Source organism: Citrobacter gillenii (assembly GCF_013337685.1).
In the GTDB taxonomy this organism is placed as follows: Bacteria; Pseudomonadota; Gammaproteobacteria; order Enterobacterales; family Enterobacteriaceae; genus Citrobacter; species Citrobacter gillenii.
Window position 1 is genome coordinate 94,782 of sequence record NZ_SUQN01000009.1, and the last position, 22,464, is coordinate 117,245.

The 22,464-nt window shown below is 56.8% G+C and carries 24 protein-coding genes; 4 read left to right on the forward strand and 20 right to left on the reverse strand.

Annotation, left to right across the window (positions count from 1 at the left end; genetic code table 11):
• Positions 1-83 precede the first annotated feature (83 nt).
• Complete coding sequence (locus FCH32_RS20595) at positions 84-1,079, reverse strand: ABC transporter permease subunit (protein ID WP_174361442.1); 996 nt, start codon at positions 1,077-1,079, stop codon at positions 84-86.
• Positions 1,072-2,595: a sugar ABC transporter ATP-binding protein gene (locus FCH32_RS20600; RefSeq protein ID WP_137399201.1), complete on the reverse strand. Its 1,524-nt coding sequence runs from the start codon at positions 2,593-2,595 to the stop codon at positions 1,072-1,074. The genes FCH32_RS20595 and FCH32_RS20600 overlap by 8 nt, the downstream gene beginning before the upstream one ends.
• A gap of 114 nt (positions 2,596-2,709) precedes the next feature.
• On the opposite strand from FCH32_RS20600, the gene FCH32_RS20605 reads away from it, so the two are divergent.
• Together FCH32_RS20605 and yjdP are read left to right on the forward strand one after the other, a co-directional pair.
• Positions 2,710-4,974 (forward strand): hybrid sensor histidine kinase/response regulator, encoded by a 2,265-nt coding sequence (locus FCH32_RS20605; protein ID WP_137362309.1) that lies wholly within the window; start codon positions 2,710-2,712, stop codon positions 4,972-4,974.
• A gap of 68 nt (positions 4,975-5,042) precedes the next feature.
• Positions 5,043-5,372 carry a DDRRRQL repeat protein YjdP gene (gene yjdP, locus FCH32_RS20610; protein WP_096758667.1) on the forward strand — a complete coding sequence of 110 codons (330 nt, stop codon included), beginning with the start codon at positions 5,043-5,045 and terminating at the stop codon, positions 5,370-5,372.
• Here the strand turns inward: yjdP and FCH32_RS20615 are convergent.
• The 17 genes from FCH32_RS20615 to FCH32_RS20695 all read right to left on the reverse strand — a co-directional run bounded on the left by FCH32_RS20615 (position 5,369) and on the right by FCH32_RS20695 (position 17,479).
• Entirely contained in the window at positions 5,369-5,656 is a 288-nt protein-coding gene (locus tag FCH32_RS20615) for a type II toxin-antitoxin system RelE family toxin (RefSeq protein WP_137362310.1), read from the reverse strand. The genes yjdP and FCH32_RS20615 overlap by 4 nt on opposite strands.
• Positions 5,653-5,904, reverse strand: a complete 252-nt coding sequence (locus tag FCH32_RS20620; RefSeq protein WP_174361443.1) for a type II toxin-antitoxin system Phd/YefM family antitoxin — start codon at positions 5,902-5,904, stop codon at positions 5,653-5,655. Before FCH32_RS20620 ends, FCH32_RS20615 begins: the two co-directional genes overlap by 4 nt.
• An 83-nt stretch (positions 5,905-5,987) precedes the next feature.
• Entirely contained in the window at positions 5,988-6,746 is a 759-nt protein-coding gene (phnP, locus tag FCH32_RS20625) for a phosphonate metabolism protein PhnP (RefSeq protein ID WP_174361444.1), read from the reverse strand.
• Positions 6,747-6,818: 72 nt separating this feature from the next.
• Positions 6,819-7,364 carry a ribose 1,5-bisphosphokinase gene (phnN, locus tag FCH32_RS20630; RefSeq protein ID WP_096758664.1) on the reverse strand — a complete coding sequence of 182 codons (546 nt, stop codon included), beginning with the start codon at positions 7,362-7,364 and terminating at the stop codon, positions 6,819-6,821.
• 2 nt (positions 7,365-7,366) lie between these two features.
• The gene (gene phnM, locus FCH32_RS20635; RefSeq protein ID WP_174361445.1) at positions 7,367-8,503 is read right to left on the reverse strand and encodes an alpha-D-ribose 1-methylphosphonate 5-triphosphate diphosphatase; all 1,137 of its coding nucleotides are present in this window, start codon (positions 8,501-8,503) and stop codon (positions 7,367-7,369) included.
• On the reverse strand, positions 8,500-9,180 hold the full coding sequence (phnL, locus tag FCH32_RS20640; RefSeq protein ID WP_174361446.1) for a phosphonate C-P lyase system protein PhnL: 681 nt from the start codon (positions 9,178-9,180) through the stop codon (positions 8,500-8,502). The genes phnM and phnL overlap by 4 nt, the downstream gene beginning before the upstream one ends.
• A 92-nt stretch (positions 9,181-9,272) precedes the next feature.
• Positions 9,273-10,031: a phosphonate C-P lyase system protein PhnK gene (gene phnK / locus FCH32_RS20645; protein WP_135912712.1), complete on the reverse strand. Its 759-nt coding sequence runs from the start codon at positions 10,029-10,031 to the stop codon at positions 9,273-9,275.
• Positions 10,028-10,819 carry an alpha-D-ribose 1-methylphosphonate 5-phosphate C-P-lyase PhnJ gene (gene phnJ / locus FCH32_RS20650; protein WP_137399228.1) on the reverse strand — a complete coding sequence of 264 codons (792 nt, stop codon included), beginning with the start codon at positions 10,817-10,819 and terminating at the stop codon, positions 10,028-10,030. The genes phnK and phnJ overlap by 4 nt, the downstream gene beginning before the upstream one ends.
• Before the next feature lie 46 nt (positions 10,820-10,865).
• Positions 10,866-11,933, reverse strand: a complete 1,068-nt coding sequence (locus tag FCH32_RS20655; protein WP_096758659.1) for a carbon-phosphorus lyase complex subunit — start codon at positions 11,931-11,933, stop codon at positions 10,866-10,868.
• Entirely contained in the window at positions 11,933-12,529 is a 597-nt protein-coding gene (gene phnH, locus FCH32_RS20660) for a phosphonate C-P lyase system protein PhnH (protein WP_096758658.1), read from the reverse strand. Before phnH ends, FCH32_RS20655 begins: the two co-directional genes overlap by 1 nt.
• The gene (gene phnG / locus FCH32_RS20665) at positions 12,526-12,978 is read right to left on the reverse strand and encodes a phosphonate C-P lyase system protein PhnG (protein ID WP_117343577.1); all 453 of its coding nucleotides are present in this window, start codon (positions 12,976-12,978) and stop codon (positions 12,526-12,528) included. The genes phnH and phnG overlap by 4 nt, the downstream gene beginning before the upstream one ends.
• On the reverse strand, positions 12,979-13,704 hold the full coding sequence (phnF, locus tag FCH32_RS20670) for a phosphonate metabolism transcriptional regulator PhnF (protein ID WP_115259669.1): 726 nt from the start codon (positions 13,702-13,704) through the stop codon (positions 12,979-12,981). It lies immediately after the preceding gene.
• Between the two features lie 20 nt (positions 13,705-13,724).
• Positions 13,725-14,504, reverse strand: coding sequence for a phosphonate ABC transporter, permease protein PhnE (gene phnE, locus FCH32_RS20675; RefSeq protein WP_096758655.1), 780 nt, complete (start codon positions 14,502-14,504; stop codon positions 13,725-13,727).
• A gap of 111 nt (positions 14,505-14,615) precedes the next feature.
• Positions 14,616-15,632 (reverse strand): phosphonate ABC transporter substrate-binding protein, encoded by a 1,017-nt coding sequence (gene phnD, locus FCH32_RS20680; protein ID WP_096758654.1) that lies wholly within the window; start codon positions 15,630-15,632, stop codon positions 14,616-14,618.
• Between the two features lie 23 nt (positions 15,633-15,655).
• Positions 15,656-16,444 carry a phosphonate ABC transporter ATP-binding protein gene (phnC, locus tag FCH32_RS20685; RefSeq protein WP_115259667.1) on the reverse strand — a complete coding sequence of 263 codons (789 nt, stop codon included), beginning with the start codon at positions 16,442-16,444 and terminating at the stop codon, positions 15,656-15,658.
• A gap of 132 nt (positions 16,445-16,576) precedes the next feature.
• Entirely contained in the window at positions 16,577-17,026 is a 450-nt protein-coding gene (gene yjdN / locus FCH32_RS20690) for a VOC family metalloprotein YjdN (protein WP_096758652.1), read from the reverse strand.
• Positions 17,027-17,143: 117 nt separating this feature from the next.
• Positions 17,144-17,479 (reverse strand): zinc ribbon domain-containing protein YjdM, encoded by a 336-nt coding sequence (locus FCH32_RS20695; RefSeq protein WP_117343575.1) that lies wholly within the window; start codon positions 17,477-17,479, stop codon positions 17,144-17,146.
• Between the two features lie 551 nt (positions 17,480-18,030).
• On the opposite strand from FCH32_RS20695, the gene crfC reads away from it, so the two are divergent.
• Together crfC and FCH32_RS20705 are read left to right on the forward strand one after the other, a co-directional pair.
• Entirely contained in the window at positions 18,031-20,385 is a 2,355-nt protein-coding gene (crfC, locus tag FCH32_RS20700; RefSeq protein WP_174361447.1) for a clamp-binding protein CrfC, read from the forward strand.
• A complete protein-coding gene (locus tag FCH32_RS20705) occupies positions 20,382-21,275 on the forward strand; it encodes a diguanylate cyclase regulator RdcB family protein (protein ID WP_135912708.1) in 894 nt (297 codons plus the stop codon). Before crfC ends, FCH32_RS20705 begins: the two co-directional genes overlap by 4 nt.
• Before the next feature lie 26 nt (positions 21,276-21,301).
• Here the strand turns inward: FCH32_RS20705 and kdgT are convergent, their stop codons facing one another.
• A complete protein-coding gene (kdgT, locus tag FCH32_RS20710; RefSeq protein WP_096758648.1) occupies positions 21,302-22,300 on the reverse strand; it encodes a 2-keto-3-deoxygluconate transporter in 999 nt (332 codons plus the stop codon).
• Between the last annotated feature and the right edge of the window lie 164 nt (positions 22,301-22,464).

The window sequence follows — 22,464 nt, forward strand, 5'->3', positions numbered from 1 at the left end:
TTTCCTCACGTAGGGTATTGTTGTTATACGCCTGATGGCGCTGCGCTTATCAGGCCTACGAATATGTAGGCCAGTAAGCTTGTCTATGCACTTTGATGGTGTCGGGTACGGTATTTGTCGATGAGCACCGCTATGATGATCACCGCCCCTTTGATCACCAGTTGCCAGAAATAAGACACGCCCATTAGCGTCATGCCGTTATTGAGCGTAGCGATAATCAACGCCCCTACCAGCGTGCCGGTGATGGTGCCGATCCCGCCGACAAAACTGGTGCCGCCGAGGATCACCGCGGCGATGGCGTCCAGCTCATAGCCCATGCCCAAGTTGCCGTTGGCGCTGTACAGTCGCGAGGCGCTCATCACCCCGCCGAGGCCGGAAAGCAGCCCGCTCATGCCGTAGACGAACAGCAGCACCAGCCACACTTTGATACCGGTTAACCGTGCGGCCTGCATGTTGCCGCCCACCGCGTAAATATGAACGCCCAACGTGGTGCGACGCAGAATGAACCAGCACACCGCAATGACCGCCAACGCAATCACCACCAGCCACGGGATCGGCCCGAGGTAGTTGTTACCGATCCACTCGAAGCTGATATTGGAGTTGATAACCGTGGTGCCGTCCGCCAGCAGGTAAGCCGCGCCGCGCAGCGCGGTATAGGTGCCAAGGGTGACGATAAACGGTGGCAGTCCGGCAAAGGCGACCAGTGCGCCGTTAAACAGCCCCAGTGCCAGGCCAAGCATCAATGCCGCCGGAATCGACAACAGTGCCAGCTCCGGGATCAGCGACACGACCATCGCCGCCACCGCAGTGGTGCCAAGAATGGAACCGACGGAAAGGTCGATCCCACCGGTGAGAATGATGAAGGTCATCCCCGCTGCCAGCACGATGTTGATCGACGCCTGACGGGTGATGTTGAGCAGGTTACTTTCGGTAAAAAAGTTGGGTGCGATAAAGCCAAATACCGCCACAATCAGGATTAAAATGGGCAAGATACCGACCGTTTGCATCAGATCGCCCATCAACATTTTTTTCGCGGAAGCGGATTTGGCCGCCGGCTGGGAAGGGGTTGGATTATTCATGGGACACCGCCTGATGATGGGAGTCGTTCACGCCGGTTGCCAGCGTCATAATATTTTCCTGAGTAATGCTTTGTCCGTTCAGCTCACCGGCAATACTGCCTTCGCGCATCACGTACACCCGGTCACTCATGCCGACCACTTCCGGCAGTTCGCTGGAGATCATTAAGATAGCCACACCTTTGCGCGCCATTTCGTTCATGATCCGGTATATCTCGCTTTTGGCGCCGACGTCCACGCCGCGCGTGGGTTCGTCGAGGATCAAAATGCGTGGGCCAATCGCGACCCAGCGAGAGATAAGTAATTTTTGCTGATTGCCGCCGGACAGTCCGCCCGCGCGGACCTGCGCGTGGGGTACGCGGATGTTGAGCAACTGAATGGCGTCATCGGAGATGGTCTGCGCTTTTTTGCGGTTCAGCATGCCCCAGTTGGCGTCACGCTCCAGCGTGGCCATGGTGATGTTTTCAGCCGCCGCCAGCTCTAAAAACAGCCCCTGTTCTTTGCGGTTCTCGGTCAGAAAGCCGATACCGTGATCGATGGCCTCACGCGGGGAGTGGATCACCACCGGCTCGCCGTCGACTTCAATCATGCCGCTGATGGCTTTGCGCACGCCAAAAATCAGCTGTGCCAACTCGGAGCGACCGGCGCCGACCAGCCCGGCCAGGCCGACAATCTCCCCGGAACGCACCAGTAAACTGCACGGCTGGACTTTGTTGCCATCGGTCAGGTGATGCACGTTCAGGCGCGCCTTGCCTAAAGGGATATCGCGTTCTTTGTTGAACAGATCGCTTAACGGGCGGCCGACCATCATGCGCACCAGTTCAGAGGCGTTAAGCTTGTCGCGGGTCAGGCTGCCGACGTACTGCCCGTCGCGCAACACGCTGACGCGATCCGAAAGTTCATACACTTCCGCCATGCGGTGGCTGATGTAGATAATCGCCATCCCCTCATCACGCAGGCGCATGATCAGCTCAAACAGGCGGTGGGTTTCACGTGAAGAGAGGGCGGCGGTGGGTTCATCCATGACCAGGATGCGGCTGTTACGGTGCAGGGCGCGGGCGATTTCGACCTGCTGCTGCTCGGCGATGGTCAGCGTCATGACCCGATCGCTGGCCTTAAATTGTGCCCCGAGCCGGTCGATGACCTTTTGCGCCTGCATCACCATCTCTTTGCGCTGTACCAAACCACCGCACGACAGTTCGCTGCCAAGAAAGATATTTTCCGCTACCGTCAGATTTGGCGCGAGCTGCATCTCCTGATAAATCAGCGTGATGCCAGCGCTCAGCGCATCCTTGGGTCCGCGAATATGAAAGGGCTGACCGTCAATTAAGATCTCACCGCTGGTGGCGGTATAGGCCCCGGCGAGGATCTTCATCAGGGTGCTTTTCCCGGCGCCGTTTTCACCCATCAGGGCGTGGATTTCGCCGGACCACACCGTTAAATCGACCCCTTTCAGCGCGTAAAATTTGCCGAATGCTTTGGCAATGTTGCGCATCTCCAGAACCGGTGTCTTGCTCATAACGGATCTCCTGCGGGGTGGCCGATATCAGCAGTCCATCACAGGAATGTAAATGCAAAATGTCAGAAGCCGTTCATATTTGTCATATTGCGATTTTTCTTCATGGAGCGTGATATGCCGCAACCCGGACGTCACTTTTTCGCCAGTGCGCGCGGGCGATTGCTGTTCTTCAATCTGCTGGTGGTGGCGGTCACGCTGATGGTCAGCGGGGTGGCGGTGCTGGGCTTTCAGCATGCCAGCCAGATCCAGGAACAGGTGCAACAGCAAACCGTTGATGACATGACCGGCAGCATGAATCTGGCGCGCGACACGGCGAACGTCGCGACGGCGGCGGTGCGGCTCTCACAGGTCGTGGGGGCGCTGGAATACAAAGGTGAAGCGGAACGGCTACAGGAGACCCAGCGCGCGCTCAAGCATTCGCTGGAACAGCTGGCCAGCGCCCCGCTGGCGCAGCAGGAACCGGGGCTGGTCGAGCGCATTATCCAGCGCAGTAACGAACTGCAAAGCAGTGTGGAAGGCATGCTGCAGCGCGGGCAGTTGCGGCATCTGGAACGGAATGCTTTGCTCAGTTCGTTGTACCAGAATCAAAGTTATTTACGCCATCTGCAAAAACTCACCGGCGCGCAGGATGACGCGCTGCTGAGGCAGATGGACCGCCTGATCGTTGCCGCCATTGAAACGCCGACGCCGCGTTCGGTAATTAAACAGTTGGGCGGCGTGATGCCCGCGCTTGTTCTGCAAAACCCCAGCCAGTTGGTGAGTCGTATTCTTAGCGACTTCAACCTCGAACTGCATAAGCTGGAGCCGCTTTCGTCCGCGCTGGAGCAGAGTGACCTGGCGATCAGCTGGTATATGTTCCATATCAAAGCGCTGGTGGCGATCCTCAACAGCGATATCAACCAGTATGTCTCGCAGGTGGCGAGTATCTCCGAGCAGCGGGTGGCGCAAAGCCATCAGGAACTGCAGTCCGGCGTGCTGTTTATCATGATTTTTGCGCTGTTGGCGGTGGTGATCACCGGCTTTGCCGGCTGGTATATCTACCGCAACTTAGGCTCGAACCTGACGGCTATCTCGCGGGCGATGACCCGGCTGGCGCATGGCGAATCGGACGTCAGCGTGCCGGCCCTGCAGCGGCGCGATGAGCTGGGAGAGCTGGCGCGCGCCTTTAGCGTGTTTGCCCGCAATACGGCGTCGCTTGAACACACCACTCGGCTGCTGAAAGAAAAAACAACGCAGATGGAAATCGACCGCACCGAGCGTCAGGGGCTGGAAGAAGCGTTACTGCACAGCCAAAAGCTGAAGGCGGTGGGGCAGTTAACGGGTGGATTAGCGCATGATTTCAATAACCTGCTGGCAGTGATTATTGGCAGTCTGGATTTGGTCAGTCCGGACTCGCCCGATGCGCCGCGCATCAACCGGGCGCTAAAAGCCGCCGAGCGCGGGGCGCTGCTGACCCAGCGACTGCTGGCTTTTTCGCGCAAGCAATCGCTGCACCCACATGCGGTGGAGCTGAAAACGTTGCTGGAGAACCTGGGGGAGCTGATGCGCCATTCGCTACCGGCGACGCTGACGCTGGAGATTGAAGCGCAGTCACCCGCCTGGCCGGCGTGGATCGACGTCAGCCAGCTGGAAAACGCCATTATTAATCTGGTGATGAACGCCCGTGATGCGATGGACGGGCAGGCGGGTACGATTAAAATTCGCAGCTGGAATCAGCGGGTCACGCGCAGCGACGGACGCAAGCAGGACATGGTGATGCTGGAGGTGGCCGATCAGGGCTGTGGGATGTCGCAGGAGATCAAAGCGCAGGTCTTCGAACCGTTCTTCACCACCAAACAGACCGGCAGCGGCAGCGGGCTGGGCCTGTCGATGGTGTACGGTTTTGTGCGTCAGTCCGGTGGTCGGGTGGAAATTGAGAGCGCGCCGGGGCAAGGGACCACGGTCCGGTTACAGCTTCCGCGCGCCATTGTGCCGGTGCAGCCTCAGGACATCCCTGTGGTGGAACATGCGGCGAACAGCGGTGAGAAACTGGTGTTGGTGCTCGAAGATGAGGCCGATGTGCGCCAGACGTTGTGTGAGCAGCTCCACCTGCTGGGTTATCTGACGCTGGAGGCCGCCAACGGCGAGCAGGCGATGCACTTGCTTGCCGCATCTTCAGAGATCGACATTCTGATCAGCGACCTCATGCTGCCCGGTGGATTAAGCGGCGTGGATGTGGTTAACCATGCGCTAAAGCATTACCCGCAGTTGAGTATCCTTCTGATCAGCGGTCAGGATTTGCGTCCGGCACACAACCCGGCCCTGCCGGAGGTGGCGCTACTGCGAAAACCGTTTACCCGCGGGGAGCTGGCGCAGGCGCTGCGTCATCCGCGCAATTGAGATTCCTCCGCTACTCGTGAGCAAGCGCTTTGATTACCGTGGGGCGAGTTTCTTTTTGAGGCTGGTTTATGACACGCTCCCCGACGATCTTTTTTTTCAGTTTGCTGATGCTGACCACCGTGTCGGCGCAGGCGGATATTATTGATGACGCCATCGGCAATATTCAACGCGCCGTCAGCGACGCCTATAAGCCTGATAATAATCGGGATTACGATGACTCGCGCGACGAAAGCTGGCAACGCCAGGTAAGCGACGATCGCCGCAGGCAATATGACGATCGTCGCCGCCAGTTTGAAGACCGCCGTCGGCAGCTGGATGACCGCCAGCGTCGGCTCGATCAGGAACGGCGTCAGCTGGAAGATGAAGAACGTAGAATGGAAGACGATTACGATCGTTAACGTAGTCTTTCGCTGGCAAGATTATAAACTTCACTACGCTCGCGTTTACCGACAGCAACGACAGCGATGACCAGGGTGTCGTCAATAACTTGATAAACAAGACGGAACCTTGAAGTGCGTAGTTGGATTTTATAGCAATCTTTTATTCCCCTGAGCTTCGCGGAGGGGACATGCGGATTTTCACCGCATTTCTTGAGTTCTCTGGCAAACTGCTGCTGAATGGTTTTATCCAATTTTTGCCATTCTTTCAGCGCATCTTCCCTGAATTTTACCGTATAACTCATAAATAGCTGTCCAGACCAACATCCACCAGTGGCTGTTGGCTCCGTTCATGGACTAATTTAACCAGTTGCTGATCGTCCAGCGCATCAAGCATTTTTTCGTAAAGCTCAGCGGGAACACAATAAAAGGCAGGCTGGTTACGGTTCAGGATTGCGACCGGAAACCCATCCCCTGCGCTAACAGTCGCCATCGGGTTCTTTTTTAGCTCACTCACGCTCGCGGTGGTGTCGCTTAAAATGATATGTGGCATTATCGCTCCTTAAGACCATTTAACTGGTCTTAATATAGGATGGGAAAGACCTGTTAACAAGTCTTATTATGAAGTGTCTCCGCTTAATCCAGCACAATCTCCATGCCGTCATACCCGGCTTCGATGCCTGTCGGTAGCGGATTATGCATTAGCCACTCGTCGAACTGATGGCTGATGTGGGTCAGAATCACCCGTGGGCAGCGGATAACGTCATTGAGCGCAATCACGGTATTTACATCGCAGTGGTTGCGCGGCGGTTGCGTGCGCGGGGCATGGCTACAGTCGATGATCATCGCCTGCGGCTGATTGTTGCCCAGAAACGTCAGCGTTTTGTCGGGCAGCCCGGCGGTATCAGAAAGCCACGCCACGCGGCTGTACGCGGTTTCCAGCAGATAGCCAAACGTCAGCTTTGAGTGGTTGAGCGGCAGCGGTGTCACCTGCAACCCCTGCAAATTAAACACCACAAACGGTTCGACGGTGTGGTTAAAGTCGAGAATGCCGGGATGCTTAAACAGATCGTCGCAGCCCTGTTCATCCGGCGGCCCATATACCGGGATCGTTTTCCCCACGCCCCAGCGCAGCGGAAACAGTCCCTGCACATGATCCATATGGTAGTGGGTGAGCAGAAACTGGCGGAAGCTGCCGGCGGGCCAGTCGTCCATCAGATGCGGGATCCCCGCGTCGAGCAGCGTCACGGCATGGTTGAATTTGACCACGCCGCTGCAGGGGCGGCGGCGATATTGCGACTGTAAACGCGCCCGCTGGCAGGCGCGGCAGTCGCAGCCAAAAACCGGCACCAGCTGCGCGCCGCCAGTGCCGCTTAAAGTGATCGTTAAGCTCATTGTTGCTCCCCTGGTCATGTATAGCCGGATGGCGACGCAGGCGTCTTATCCGGCCTACGGGTCCGTGCGCTCTCAGGCATAAGAATGCTTACGTCCCATCAGTGTGAGCAATGTATTCACTGACTGTAGCAGACTACCGTCATTGTTTAGCGTATGGCAGTCCTCTGGCGCATAGCGGGCCGCACGTTCAAGACGGGCGACAATCTCCGTTTCATTTTCTCGCCCGCGCGCCAGTAAGCGCTGGCGCAACACGTCTTGTGATACCTGCAAACAGACCGGCAGCAGCGCCGCGCCGTAGCGTGATTTTGCCTGTGGCAGATGGGCGCGGGAGCCGTTTACCACCACATCAAACCCGGCGTGTAGCCAGAGGTCAATCTCCACGCCGACGCCGTAGTACAAGCCGTTGGCATGCCAGCTCAGCGCCAGCAGGTTCTGTCCGGCGCGGGTAAAAAACTCCTGTTCGCTCAGCGCAATATGGTTTTCATTCCCGGCGTTGGCGGCCCGGGTAATGTAACGATGCGCCACCAGCAGTTGCGCCTGTTCCTGCTGGCGGAGTTCGGCCAGCAGGCTGTCCTTACCGGAGCCGGACGGCCCCATCAGCCAGATCAGTTTTCCCATAGTCAGAATACCCTTTTTCCCTGCCGCCAGACGTGGTCGATATGCACGTGATCGCCTTTGCGGTGCGCCAGCACCAGATCCGCGCGTTTACCTTCGGCGATAACACCGCGATCGTCGAGATTCAGCGCCCGCGCCGGATTACGGGTCACCAGATGAATCGCCTGCGCCAGCGTGAAGCGGTTGGCATCGTCGTCCGCTACACGAAACGCTGCGTCGAGCAGGCTGGCGGGGTAGTAATCAGAGGAGAGAATATCCAACAGCCCCAGTTCAGCCAGCTTATGCGCCGCGACGTTGCCGGAGTGCGAGCCGCCGCGCACGATATTGGGTGCGCCCATCAGCACATTCATGCCGTGCTGGCGTGAAGCCTCTGCGGCTGCAAAGGTGGTGGGAAACTCGGCGATCACGCTGCCAAGTTGATGTGATTCGAGAACATGGCCATGGGTAGCGTCGTCGTGGCTTGCCAGCGCAATATGGCGTTCGCGACAAATCTGCGCGATGGTGGTCCGGTTGGGCTGCGACCAGCGCGCCGCGAGGGCTAACTGCTCCTCTTCATAGCGGGCCATCTGCTCATCGGTAAGTGAATACTTGCCCTGATAATATTCCCGGTATTTTTCGCGGTTGGCGAACTGGCGCTGGCCCGGCGAGTGATCCATCAGTGAAACCAGCGTCACCGGTTCGCGCCCGACCAGTTTTTCAAACAGCGGTAGGGTGGTGTGGTGCGGCAGTTCGCAACGCAGATGCAGACGATGCTCGGCGCGGTTGACCCCGCGCTTCTGCGTTTCTTCCACCGCATTGATCATCTTTTCCAGATTTTCCAGGCGATCGCCGCCGTCGCGAACATCGCCAATCGCCACTGCATCCAGCACGGTGGTGATGCCGCTGGCGACCATCAGCGCGTCATGGCTGCTCATCGCCGAATGCGCGGGCCAATCCACCTTCGGGCGCGGGGTGAAGAATTTGTCGAGATTATCGGTGTGCAGTTCGATAAGCCCCGGCAGCAGCCAGCCACCTTCACCGTCCAGCGCCTCGGGTAGACGGCTCTGGCTTTCGGTAAAGGCGCGAATCACGCCGCCCTCCATTTCCAGCGATCCCTGTACCACTTCGTCTTCCAGCACCAGCTTTACGTTATTGATAATCATGCTGTGGTTCCCATCAGGTGCAAACGGTCCGCTACGTGGTCGCGAACGGTTTGATCGTGAAAAATACCGACAATTGCCGCGCCGCGCGCTTTGGTTTCTTCTATCAGTGCCACTACGGCGGCGCTGTTTTTGGCATCCAGCGACGCGGTGGGCTCATCGAGCAGTAAAATTGGGTAATCGACGATAAACCCGCGCGCAATGTTGACGCGCTGCTGCTCACCGCCGGAAAAGGTCGATGGGGCGAGATGCCACAGCGTTTCCGGGACGTTCAGACGTTCCAGCAGGCGCGCCGCTTTGGCCGCACACACGTCGCGGGAGACGCCCAGATCCAGCAGCGGTTGCATCACCACGTCCAGCGCCGAGACCCTGGGGATCACGCGCAGGAACTGGCTGACCCAGCCGATGGTGGAACGGCGCACTTCCAGCACTTTCCGCGCCGGAGCCTGCACCAGATCCACCCACTCGTCGCCGTGCTGAATATGAATATGGCCGGTGTCCGGCAGATAGTTGGCGTACAGCGAACGCAGCAGCGTTGATTTCCCACTGCCCGAGTGACCGTGCAGCACCACGCACTCACCGCTTTTTACGTCCAGAGTGGCGTTGTGCAACACCGGCAGGCGTACGCCGTTTTGCTGGTGCAGTACAAAGGTTTTACTGACATTTTCTACGCGGATCATTTGAGCCTCATGGTTCTTATTGCCGGATGGCGCTGCGCTTATCCGGCCTACAAAAAACGCACCTGTAAGCCGCCATCCGGCACAACAAAAAATCAGTTCTGCAACACCGACGACACCAGCAGTTGGGTGTACGGATGATGCGGATCGTCGAGCACGCGGTCGGTTAATCCACTTTCCACTACCTGACCCTGTTTCATCACCAGTAAACGGTCTGCCAGCAGGCGCGCCACGCCCAAATCATGGGTGACAATCACCACGGCCAGATCCAGTTCCACCACCAGGCCGCGCAGCAGGTCCAGCAGTTTGGCCTGTACCGAGACGTCCAGCCCACCGGTGGGTTCATCCATAAATACCAGCCTGGGATGGGTGACGAGGTTGCGGGCAATCTGTAAACGTTGCTGCATGCCGCCGGAGAAGGTGGTGGGCAGATCGTCGATGCGCGAGGCGGGAATTTCGACGTCGGTCAGCCAGCGCTGCGCGGTAGCGCGGATGTCGCCATAGTGGCGTGCGCCGGTGGCCATCAGGCGTTCGCCGATATTACCGCCCGCCGAAACCTGACGGCGCAGGCCGTCCATCGGGTGCTGATGTACCACGCCCCATTCGGTGCGCAGCAGGCGGCGACGGTCGGCTTCGCTCATGGCGTACAGCGAACGGTTCTGATACACAATTTCGCCAGACTGCGGCGTCAGGCGCGAGGAAATCGACTTCAGCAGGGTTGTTTTGCCGGAACCGGACTCGCCCACAATGCCCAGCACTTCGCCAGGCCACAGGTCAAAAGAGACATCGCTGAAGCCTTTGCCCGGCGCGTAGAGATGGGTCAGGTTATTGACGGAAAGCAGCGGTTGCGTCATTGGCTAAGGGCCTCGCTCTGTTGGCGGCAGTAGTCGGTGTCGGAGCAGACAAACATCCGTTTGCCGCTGTCGTCGAGCACCACTTCGTCGAGATAGCTGTGGGTGGAACCGCAGATGGCGCAGGGTTCATCCCAGCTCTGCACGGTAAACGGGTGATCGTCGAAATCGAGGCTCTCGACTCGGGTATACGGCGGTACGGCGTAGATGCGTTTTTCACGCCCGGCCCCGAACAGCTGCAGCGCGGGCATCCTGTCCATTTTCGGGTTGTCGAATTTTGGGATGGGTGACGGATCCATCACGTAGCGCCCGTTGACCTTGACCGGATAGGCGTAGGTGGTGGCGATATGGCCGAAGCGGGCGATATCCTCATACAGCTTCACCTGCATCACGCCGTACTCTTCCAGCGCGTGCATGGTGCGGGTTTCCGTCTCGCGTGGCTCGATAAAGCGCAGCGGTTCGGGGATCGGCACCTGGAAAATAATAATCTGATCTTCCGTGAGCGGCGTTTCCGGGATGCGGTGACGGGTCTGAATAAGCGTCGCGTCGCAGGTCGCGTCGGTGGTGTTTACCCCGGTTACGTGCCTGAAGAAGTTGCGAATGGACACCGCGTTGGTGGTGTCATCCGCGCCCTGGTCGATGACCTTCAGCACGTCAGCTTCACCTATCACGCTGGCGGTAAGCTGAATACCGCCGGTGCCCCAGCCGTAGGGCATGGGCATTTCACGCCCGCCGAACGGTACCTGATACCCCGGAATGGCGACCGCTTTCAGCAGTGCCCGGCGGATCATGCGTTTCGTTTGTTCATCGAGATAAGCAAAATTGTAGCCGGAAAGATTAGCGGTCACGGACGGCCTCCTGTTGCAGGCGTTTGAGCAGTTCCAGCTCGGCCTGGAAATCGACGTAGTGGGGGAGTTTGAGGTGGGAAACAAAACCCGCCGCCTCGACGTTATCCGCATGTGCCAGCACGAACTCTTCGTCCTGCGCCGGTCCCGTGACCGTTTCATCGTAGTCGGGTGCCTGTAGGGCGCGGTCTACCAGCGCCATTGCCATCGCTTTGCGTTCGCTCATGCCGAACACCAGCCCGTAGCCGCGGGTAAAATGGGGAGAGTCATTTTCTGGCGCGACAAAGCCGTTCACCATTTCGCATTCGGTCATCAGCAGTTCGCCGACGTTTACCGCAAATCCCAGCTCTTCCGCTACTATTTCCAGCGCCACATAGCCGCTGCGGATCTCGGCGGCAAACGGGTGATTGCGCCCGTAGCCGCGCTGGGTGGAGTAAGCCAGCGCCAGCAGATACCCTTCGTCGCCGCGCATTAGCTGTTGCAGGCGCGAGGCGCGCGAGCAGGGGTACACCGGCGGCGTGCGGGTGATGTCATCGGGCTGAGCGCCGTCGTCCTCTTCGTGCTTCGCCAGCCCCTGATTTGCCAGCAGGGAGAAGACATGCGGGGCGGCATCCTGTTCACTCTCCGCGGCGCGCAGCGGCGGCGTCTCGCCGTTGGCCAGCAGAGTGAAATCAAGCAGGCGGTGGGTATAGTCGTAAGTTGAACCCAGCAACTGCCCGCCGGGAATATCCTTGTAGACGGCGGAAATACGCCGTTCCAGGCGCATCTCTGCGCTGTTGACCGGCTCGCTCACCGCCAGTTTTGCCAGCGTCGTGCGGTAAGCGCGTAGCAAAAAGATGGCTTCAATGTTGTCGCCGCTGGCCTGCTTGAGCGCCAGTGCCGCCAGTTCACGGTCGGCGATACCGCCTTCAGTCATGACCCGGTCAACGGCGAGGTTCATCTGCTGTTCGATTTGCGCCACGCTCAGTTCGGCAATGTGCGCATCGCCCCGGCGTCGGTTCTCCTGCAGCGCGTGGGCGTTGGCTATTGCCTTCTCGCCCCCTTTGACGGCAACGTACATCAGCACACCTCCACGTGGGTGGTTCGCGGAATAGCCAGCAGCCGTTCGCCGCAGGTGAGGATCAGATCAATCCCCAGCGGGAACGGATGCGGGCGCTCGGTCAGTTCATGAATCAGGCATTCCGGTAACTGCGGGGCGATCATCCGTTCTTCGGCGATACCGGCCCCGGTCAGGCGCAGCATGCGTCCACCGCTTAAGCCCGCGATCTGCACAATCAGGGTCGCGCTGGTCTCTGGTGCTACGGCGGAACCGGAAGAGAGGGCGTTGAGCTGTTCGCTGCTAATGCGATTGTCGGCGATGGCAAAGGCCGCCTGCTGCGGTTGTTCTACCAGTGGGGCATTGGTGTGAAAACGCAGGTTCTGTCGGGCAATGTCGTTATCCATGGCTGGAGCCAGCCACACCGGGGTGTCACCGTCGACCAGGGTCAGCAGCACGCTGGTGGTCGCCAGACCCAGCGGCTGCCAGCCGTGTTTCAGCTGATGCAGGGCGACAATCACCCCCGGTTCGCTCATGGCTTTCAGCAGGCGACGAAAGCACTGCTGCGCATCCTGGACGGGTAAATTAAAGGCGCTCTGTAGTGCCGTAGATCGTGTCATGCGTTATCTCCGCGTACCAGTGTGAAGAAGTCGACCCGGCTGGCGTTGACTTCGGCACGGCGAGCGTTAATTAGCGCATCGCGTTCCGCTTCCAGCGGGGTAATTAAGGTTTCCATTACGCTCTGGAAATACGTCTGTTCCTGCAGCAGTGCGTCGATCACGGCGCACTGCTCGGCGTGGGGTTTGTTGCGTCCCAGCAGGTAGCTATAACCCAGCGTGCCGCTCTTCAGGCGTACGACGGCGCGCGTTATCGTGGTATCACCGGCAAAAAAACGGTTGCCGGTGCCGCCCATGCGGGCCTGGATCTGCATCAGCCCGCTTTCCGGTGCGCGGATAAGTTCATATTCTGGTGTCAGTTTCAGCGCGTTGACGCGCGCATTCAGGTCTTCAGCGTTGCTGTAAGCCAGCGCGCGCATCCAGCGCTGGCGGGTGGCGGTATCAAGGTGCATTCAGTGCTCCATGGTGAATTCGATCATGTCGGCGCGGGTCAGGCTGACGGAGTATTCCGTCGCGTGTTCTTCGCCTTCACGGTGGTTCAGGGTGCGCACGCACAGCAGCGGCGCCATGTTGGGGATTTCCAGTACCTTGCTCTCTTTGGCCTGCGCGCGGCGGGCGCTGATGCGTGTTTGCGTGCGCAGTAACATCAGACCCAACTGCTCGCGCAGGTAGTCGTGCAGCGAGCCGTGGTTAAAGCCCTGCAACAGCGGCCAGAGGGTGAGGTCGGAAAAATAGTGGTCGATAAGACAGAGCGCGATGCCGTTCACCCGGCGCAGGGTGCGCAAATGGATGACGTTGTCGCCCTCGGTGACGCTGAGCGCGTCGGCAATATGGCTCGAGGCCGGGCGCAGCACCGCCAGCAACTTCTCGCTGGTGGGATGGCTGCCCTGGTCCAGCAGGTTCTGACTGAAGCGCGCCTGGGCATTCAGTGGGTAATCGAACGGGCGCATCAGCACCAGCACGCCGACGCCCTGACGACGCTGCACCCAGCCGCGTTCGACCAACTGGTCAATGGCGCGGCGCAACGTGTGGCGGTTGACCGCGTAGCGGGCGGCAAGCTGATGCTCGGCCGGAAGGTAGTCACCGCAGCGATAATGTTGACGAAGCTCCTGCTCAAGTCTGGCGGCAATTTCCTGATAACGCGTCGGATAACTGGTCGGATGTGTAGACAAGTGCATAGCAATCAATGCCTCGCTGATTAGATGAAGTGCTTACGCAAACGCTGAGAGAGGAAATCCAGCAGGCTGACGGTGACGATGATTAACACCATCAGGGCGCAGGTTTGCTGGAACTGAAAGCCGCGAATCGCCTCCCATAACGTCACGCCGATGCCGCCTGCGCCAACCATGCCGACCACCGTGGCGGAGCGGACGTTGGACTCAAAGCGGTACAGCGAGTAGGAGATGAGCAGCGGCATGACCTGCGGTAGAACGCCGTAGAGGATCTCTTCAATTTTGTTAGCACCCGTGGCGCGAATGCCTTCGACCGGACCCGGCTCAATGGCTTCTACCGCCTCGGAAAGCAGTTTGGAGAGCACCCCGGTGGTGTGGATAAACAGCGCCATCACCCCGGCGAACGGCCCGAGACCGACCGCAACCACAAACAGCATGGCGAAGACCATTTCGTTGATGGCGCGGCAGGCGTCCATCAGGCGACGCATCGGCTGGTAAATCCACCACGGCACCAGGTTGTCGGCGCACATCAGGCCGAAAGGAATCGACAGCACCACGGCGAGGGCGGTCCCCCAGACGGCGATTTGCAGGGTGATGGCCATTTCGCTGAGATAGTCCTGCCACTGGCTGAAGTCCGGCGGGAAGAAGTCAGCGGCGAAGGTCGCCATATTGCCGGAATCCTCGATCAGCGTGAGTGGAGCCATTTCGGCCCCTTTCCACGATACGACCAGCACGGCGAGAAGAATGGCCCAGCTCAGCAGCGAGAACCAGCTACGCTTGGGCGGGGCGACGGTGATGGTTTGCATATTTGGCTCCGTTGGAACAGGTGTTTGCGTTGTAGGCCGGATAAGGTGTTTGCACCGCCATCCGGCATTTACGCGCTTGCCTGATGGCGCTGCACTTATCAGGCCTACAAATCACTGCACCGCTTTATTTACGCTGGTCATGGCACCCAGCGCGGCGGTCAGGCGGTCGAGATCATCCAGTTGTGCTTTAATCACCGAGGTTTTGCTGGTTTTCTCTTCCGCGTTCAGGCCCTTGTTGTCCTTCACGCCCTGCATCTCTTTAAACAGCGCCAGCTGGCGAATCGGTACCAGTTGCAGATCGCTGGAGGCACGGAACGGCGCCCAGCCCAGGCGTTCCAACGTGGCTTTCTCTTCCGGCGTTTTGCCATAGCTCATGAAGAAGTCGTACACCTTGTCCTTGGTGGTTTCGGAGAGGTTTTTGCGCCAGACGATCGGATCGCCTGGGATCAGCGGCGATTTCCAGATCACCTTCAGCGCTTTCAATTTTTCTGGTGCAGAGGTTTTTAACTTGTCGAGGTTTTCGGTGTTGTTGGTGGCAACATCCACCTGCTTGTTGGCGACGGCCAGGGCGTTAGTTTCATGCCCGGCGTTAACGGTGCGCTTGAAGTCGCTGGCAGCAATGTTGTTTTTCGCGAAGACGTAGTAACCGGGGACGAGGTAGCCCGAGGTGGAGTTTGGATCGCCGTTACCGAAGGTTAGATCCTTACGTTTGGCGATCAGATCGTTCAGGTTGTTGATCGGACTGTCTTTATTGACGATCAATACGCTCCAGTAACCCGGCGATCCGTCTGCTGCGACGGTCTGGGCGAAGACCTGTCCATTGGCGCGATCCACCGCTTCCATCGCCGAGAGGTTGCCGTACCAGGCGATATCGACTTTGTTAAAGCGCATGCCCTGGATGATCCCGGCGTAGTCCGGGGCGAAGAAGGCATTCACTTTTACGCCCAGCGATTTTTCCATGTCCTTCAGGAACGGTTCCCACTGTGGCTTCAGGTTTTGCTGTGATTCGGTCGAAATAATGCCAAAGTTCAGCGCTTTTTCCTGTTCTTCGGCATATGCCGGGCTTAAGAAGGTGCTGAGACTAAACATGCTGGTGAAGGCCAGCGCGGCAACTGTCTTATAACTCATTTCCATTCCTCATTGTGGGGATGTCAGGCAGCCTGTGCGTTCTGGTCGACGCGGTTCATGCTGCGGTAGAGATGGTCAAAACGTTCGTTATCAAACTGCTGGCTGCTGCCGTCGTAGAAGACGTGTCCCTGGCGCAGCGCAACAATGCGTTCGCAGTAGCGCAGGGCGTAATCCACCTGATGCAGCGTGACCACGACGGTGATGCCGTCGGTCTGGTTAATGTCGCGCAGGGTGTCCATCACGATGCGTGCAGATTCCGGGTCCAGCGAGGCAATCGGCTCATCGGCGAGGATCACTTTTGCCTGTTGCATCAGGGCGCGGGCGATGGCGACGCGCTGCTGCTGTCCGCCGGAGAGCGTAGAAACGCGCTGGTAGGCAAAGTGGGCCATGCCAACGCGGGTCAGCGCCTGTAACGCCCGTTGCTTCTGCTGTGGCGTAAACCAGCTAAAACAGGTGCGCCAGAACGGCGTGCTGCCGAGGGCGCCAATCAGCACGTTCTCCAGCACGGTGAGACGGTTCACCAGATTGAACTGTTGGAAGATATAGCCCGTATGGGCACGGCTTTTGCGGATGTCACGCGCCAGTCGGCCTTCACGTTGTACCGTGCGGCCTAATAGCTCGACGTGGCTACCTGGCGATTTATCACCGGTAATCAACCCGCTTAAATGACGTAAAAGGGTGGATTTGCCGGAACCTGATGGCCCAAGCAGAGCCACCATCTCACCGGAATGGATAGTCAGATCAACCGCATTCAGCGCCTGATGATGATTGAATGATTTGGAGAGTTTCTCGACGCGAATAACCGTTTGCATGATGCGGCCTCCCTAAAAAAGTGGCCCCATCGTGGCGGATTAATGTGACATTTTCGTTAAGGGATGGTTACTCGAAGATGAAGAGTTGAGCGATATTTGATGACAGTACGGGAGGACAAGCCTCCCGTAGGATTACTCCGTGGGGGGCTGCTGCTGTTTGACGACGTTGATCATCCACGGCACACCGTACTGGTCGGTGACTTTACCGAAACCGTGCGCCCAGAATGTTTCCTGCCAGTCCATTTCGATTTGACCTGTTGCTGCCAGGTTGTCAAACCAGCGCTTCCCTTCGTTGACATCCTGCGTGTCGAGGACCAGCGTGAAGCCGGAGTAATGGGCTTTTCCCGTCGCGACGCCGTCGCTCATCATGATGTCGCTGCCCGCAACGCGCAGGTTGGCGTGGGCTATGGCGGTATCAGGGAATTTCATTCCAGAAGGGCAACCCTCTTCACTGTCCTGCGCCGACTGGGGCATTTCACCGAAGTTGATTTTGTAGAGCAGTTCTGCGCCCAGCGTCTGTTGGTAGTACGCAATGGCGTCAGCGCAGTTGCCTGCAAAAGAGATGTAGGGACTTAACGACATGATCTTTACCTCAGGTAAAAGAAGCCCGTTAAGTGTAGTTAGCGTAGGCCTGGTAAGCGAAGCGCCACCGGGCAATAAAAGCCGGATGGCGACTAACGCCTTATCCGGCCAACAAAATTAGTTCTTTTTCACAAACTCGGATTTCAGTTTCATCGGTCCGAATCCATCAATCTTGCAATCGATGTTGTGGTCGCCTTCCACCAGGCGGATGTTTTTCACTTTGGTACCGATCTTCAGCATGGAAGAGCTACCTTTGACCTTCAGATCTTTCACGACGGTTACGCTGTCGCCGTCGGCCAGCAGATTACCGTTAGCGTCTTTCACGATCAGTTCGTCGCCGTCATGCGCAGGTTCAGCATCGTTCCATTCGTGAGCGCATTCCGGGCAGATGAACATGCCGTTATCTTCGTAGGTGTATTCGGAGTTGCATTGTGGGCAGTGTGGTAATGACATGTGGATTTCCTCAAAAGTCAGCAGGGGCAAAAGCGCCCAAAAAATGGCAGATTGCCGAAAAAGGCCGCAATTATACATAAAATCCCTGCGGTTGTCGGGACTACTGTCTGATTAAGCGCTGAGGCACGGCGCAGATAAAGGTCTCAATACCTGTACTTTCCACTACTTGCACGTTTGGCGGAATATTTTTTAAGGGAAATTGCTCCGCTTTGTTATTTAAGTTAAGGTGAGGCGAACCACCTGATATTCATTGATAACATGGCTCTCAGAATGGCTTAGTTATTGTAAGTGGATATCGCATCCCCCTTAATTTAGGTAGGGGAATTAAACTGGCATTTTTCAAAACTGAACTACTCTGTTTATCTTTCTTACTTATTACAGTAAGGGAGAGGCATCGGGCCAGCGGTTATAAAACAAATTTAATTTAATAATATCAATTAGTTATTTTGATTTTAATTATTTCCACACGTAATGATAAAAGCCGAAAATTCATAAATAAAAAGATTTGGCTGAATAAAAGTAAGATTATTTGCGTTAAGGAAAAATTTTCCATGTACACACAGACAATATATGAATTAAGTCAGGAAGCTGAACGCTTGCTGATGCTCTCTCTTGACCATCTCAGGCAGTTGAAAAAATTGCCGACGACGTCGTTGGATGATGTCGCGTTGAAAAAAGGTGAGCATAGCGGGCACGTACAGCCCCTGCATTTCACTGCGCGTGGCATGGATGTCCAGCAAGCAACGCTCAATAATGAGCTACGGAAGGTCACGCGTCTGGAAATGGTACTGGCCATTGTCGGCACGATGAAAGCGGGAAAGTCGACGACGATTAATGCGATTGTGGGGACGGAAGTGTTACCCAATCGTAATCGTCCGATGACGGCCCTGCCGACGCTGATCCGCCATACGCCAGGCCAGAAAGATCCGGTGTTGTATTTTTCTCATGTCGCGCCGATTGATGCCTTAATGAAAACCTTGCAGCAGCGTGTGCGCGAGTGCGATCGCCAGTCTCTTAGCCATGAGCTGGAAATTGATAAAGATATGAATACGCTGCTGCTGCGTATTGAAAACGGTGTGGCGTTCGAGCGCACCTATTTAGGTGCCGAACCTATTTTCCAGTGCCTCAAGAGCCTGAACGATCTGGTGCGTCTGTCAAAAGCGCTGGAGGTTGATTTTCCTTTTTCTGCGTACGCCGCCATTGAGTATATTCCGGTGATTGAGGTTGAGTTTGTGCATTTGGCCGGGCAGGCAAATTATCCGGGGCAGTTAACCCTGCTGGATACGCCGGGGCCGAATGAAGCCGGACAGCCGCACTTACAAAAGATGCTGAAGGAACAGCTGGCGCGGGCGTCTGCGGTACTGGCGGTGATGGACTATACCCAACTGAAGTCGATTTCGGATGAGGAAGTTCGCCAGGCGATCACCGCGGTGGGTAAATCGGTACCGCTGTATGCCCTGGTCAATAAATTCGATCAAAAAGACCGTAATAGCGATGATGAAGAGCAGGTGCGGGCGCTGATTTCTGGCACGTTGATGAAGGGCGGTATTACGCCTGAGCGTATTTATCCGGTGTCTTCCATGTGGGGGTATCTGGCGAACCGCGCACGTCATGAACTGATGACTCACGGGCGGCTGCCGGATCACCAGCAACAACGTTGGGTACAGGATTTTGCCGAAGCGGCGCTGGGTCGGCGTTGGCGTACCGCCGATCTGGATGATACCGAGCATATTCGGCATGCTGCCGATTTACTGTGGCAAGACTCGCTGTTTGAGCAGCCGATTCAGAATGTTATTTATGCCGCCTACGCGAATGCCTCGCTCTATGCGCTCCGCTCCGCGTCCCATAAGCTGTTGAACTATGCGCAAAGCGCACACGAATACCTTGAGTTTCGCTATCACGGATTAACGGTCGCGTGTGACAAGCTGCAGCTGAACATCGACCATATTGAAGAGGATATGCAGCAGATCCAGGTGGGTCAGGAGCAGGTCAGCGATGAGGTTAAACACGAAGTTGATTTGGCACTGGAGGCGACCACCGCGTTTCTCAATCAGCAGCAGGCTGAGATCCTGGGCAGTATCGATAGGCTGTTTGAAAAAGAAAGCGTGCTGAGGATGTCACGACACGGTATGGGGTCGGGCGCTGCGGCGGCGGAAATGGCCGGAGAAATGCTGGTGCTGCATGATGAAGGGCAAGCGAAAATTGTGTTAGATAAAATTCGTTCCGCCTGTGAAGTCGTCCTGCTGGCGGCACAGGAGAGCATCAGCCGCGATTTAGCCCTGCGCTTTGAGCAACTTGAGTCGACGTTGTCGCGGGCGTTAAATGACGCCATACGACCCATTGAGCAGCGGGTGAAAGAGGAGTTAAGCCATGCCGGATTCCGTGCCCGGATCCGCTTTCCGGCGTTTCATTCGGCGATGTTTAACTTCAATACCCGCCAGTTGTTTAACGAAGCGATTGAGCAGGATACGCCGTTGGATGAAGGCACATCCTCTGCGGGCGGAGTGCGGGATACGTTCTCACGTTGGCTGAATCAGCCTAACTGGGGATGGAATGATGATGTCGCCGCAAAAACGCGGTACCTGATTGATATCAACGCACTGCACAACAGCCTTGGGCAGTACGTTACGCTGTTTTGCCAACAAATTCGTAAAGCTTTAGTGGCGCAGGTCGATATTTCTGTTACGGCAGGTATGGCGACGTTTTTTGCCGATTTTTCGCTGTGTCTGACGCAATTGCAGGCGAGCCTGCGTGAGAGTCTGATCCTGCGTCAGCAAAATGAATCTGCTGTGAGCGCATTGAGTGAACAACTGCAGCACCGTATTACGATTGCGTCATGGATTTATGAAGACTCCCGCTTGCTACGTGATGATATCCATACCCTTTTTGCAGCTGAGCATACATGACTAACGTGTTACTGGAAGGCCCCGGGCGGGCGCTGGAGTGCGTCTACCCAAAGTTTATGGTCGATCTGGTTCAGGGAGATGAAACCAAACGTTCCGGCGGTTTTCTGCAACAGCAGCAGCGTCTGCGCGCGCGCCTGACGCAGGAAGTGTTATCCCAGACACAGCTGCGGGCGTGGGTTCTGGCGGGCGTCTCCAGCGAGCATCTGATGATGCGCCTGAAGCTGGTGGAAAAACTGGCGAGCATGATTGACCCCGGTCATCTGGCGCTGGTGCGTATTACCGAAGGATTGGCGTTCCTGCAAGAGACGGAACGTCCGCGCGGGCAATCCACGCCCGGCATTATGCAGCAGATCAATACGCTCTCCAGCTGGTTTAGCCAACGCAGTGCTTATAAAGAGAAGGCGCTGACGCAGCGCGGGCTGACCGTTCAGGCGGGTGAACACAGCGAACAAATTTTTACCCGTTGGCGGGCGGGGGCGTATGACGGCTGGTCGCTGCCGGGGCGTTGTTTTGTCGCGCTGGAAGAGCTGCGCTGGGGCGCGTTTGGTGATGCTTGTCGGCTGGGCAATGCCGATGTGGTGGCGATGCTCAAAGATAATCTACGCACTATGGCGACCCAGGCGCTGGCGCACAGTGTGAATGCCGCACCCACCACGCGTCATTATTATCATCAATGGCTCAGTTCACCTCCCGCAGGGGGATCACGCGAGCATAACGATATGCTGAGTTGGTTGGGCGACTGGTGTGATATGGAGCAGCATCCGGTGAGCGGGTCGGTGACGCAGCGTTGGCAAAATGTGGCGCTGGGGATGCCGCGACTGTGTTCGGCGAAGCGACTGGTGGATGCGATGGTTGAGGAGATTTTTGCACCGTCCCCTCGCAGAGGCTGAGAAGGGACGGTGAGTACGCAGCGGACTTAGTGGTGTAACGAGTCTGCCGGCGCGGTTGTCGATTCTGTGACGACCGGTGTTTTGTTAAAACGTTTGGCGTACAGGGCGGTGATAATCGGGACCAGAATCGCCGTGACAATCACGCTGGCGGCAACCAACGCGGTAGCGGAGGCGGCAACCGGTTCAAATGCCGGGTTAATCTGGGCGATAATGACCGGGTTTGCTACCGCAGCACCGGCTGCAGAAGAAGCCGCTACGCCCGCCGTACCGTTCCCGCCACCAATCACACGGTCAGCAATAATCAGCGGGATACCGGTAATCACGATGACCGCGACACCCAGCAGGATACCCAGCAGACCGGTATCAACGATAACGCTCAGGTTAATGGTGTTCCCCAGTGCGAAACCGAAGAACGGAATCAGTACCGGCGTCGCTTTGCTGAAGAAAGTACGCAGGTCGTGATCCAGGTTACCCAACGTAAAACCAATCAGGAACGGTAATACGGCGCCAACGAAATGGTGTGGCTCAAAGGAGGCGAGACCTGCAGAACCCAGAATGACCATGGTCATCAGCGGGCCGGATTCCAGAGACATCAGGACAAATGCGCCGGACTCTTCTTTAGTGCCGTACTGGTTCATCAGGCTGGCGTACAGACCGCCGTTGGTCATGTCCATTGCAGAGACAATTGCCAGGACGGAAAGACCCGCAAAGAATCCTGTTTGAATACCGGTATCAGGAATGAATGATGCGGCGATCATTGCCACTGCCCAGGCCACGGCGATTTTGGTTAATACCAGCGTACCGGACTTGCGTAATACCGTGCCGGTTGCCCGTAAATCAATAGAAGCACCAATACAAAAGAACCACACGGCCAGAATGGGAACGGTGCCGCTAATCATCCCTTTAGTAAATGAACCGAAATACGCACCGGTATCGGGAGCTAACGTATTTAACACCGCACCTAATAACAGAGGAATCAACATCATTCCGCCGGGGATGCGTTCAATCGTGGCCTTAATTTTCATAAACGTCCTCATATCTTATCGCCGATGATAAATGCGCAATAAAACAAAATATTATTTAAATTCAACAAGTTATTCGTAAGTCTTAACAAAGAAAAAAAGCTATCTCTTTGTTTTTTAAAATCTAACGCGGCATACGTTGAGCATGTCATTGCCCCCAGGGATAG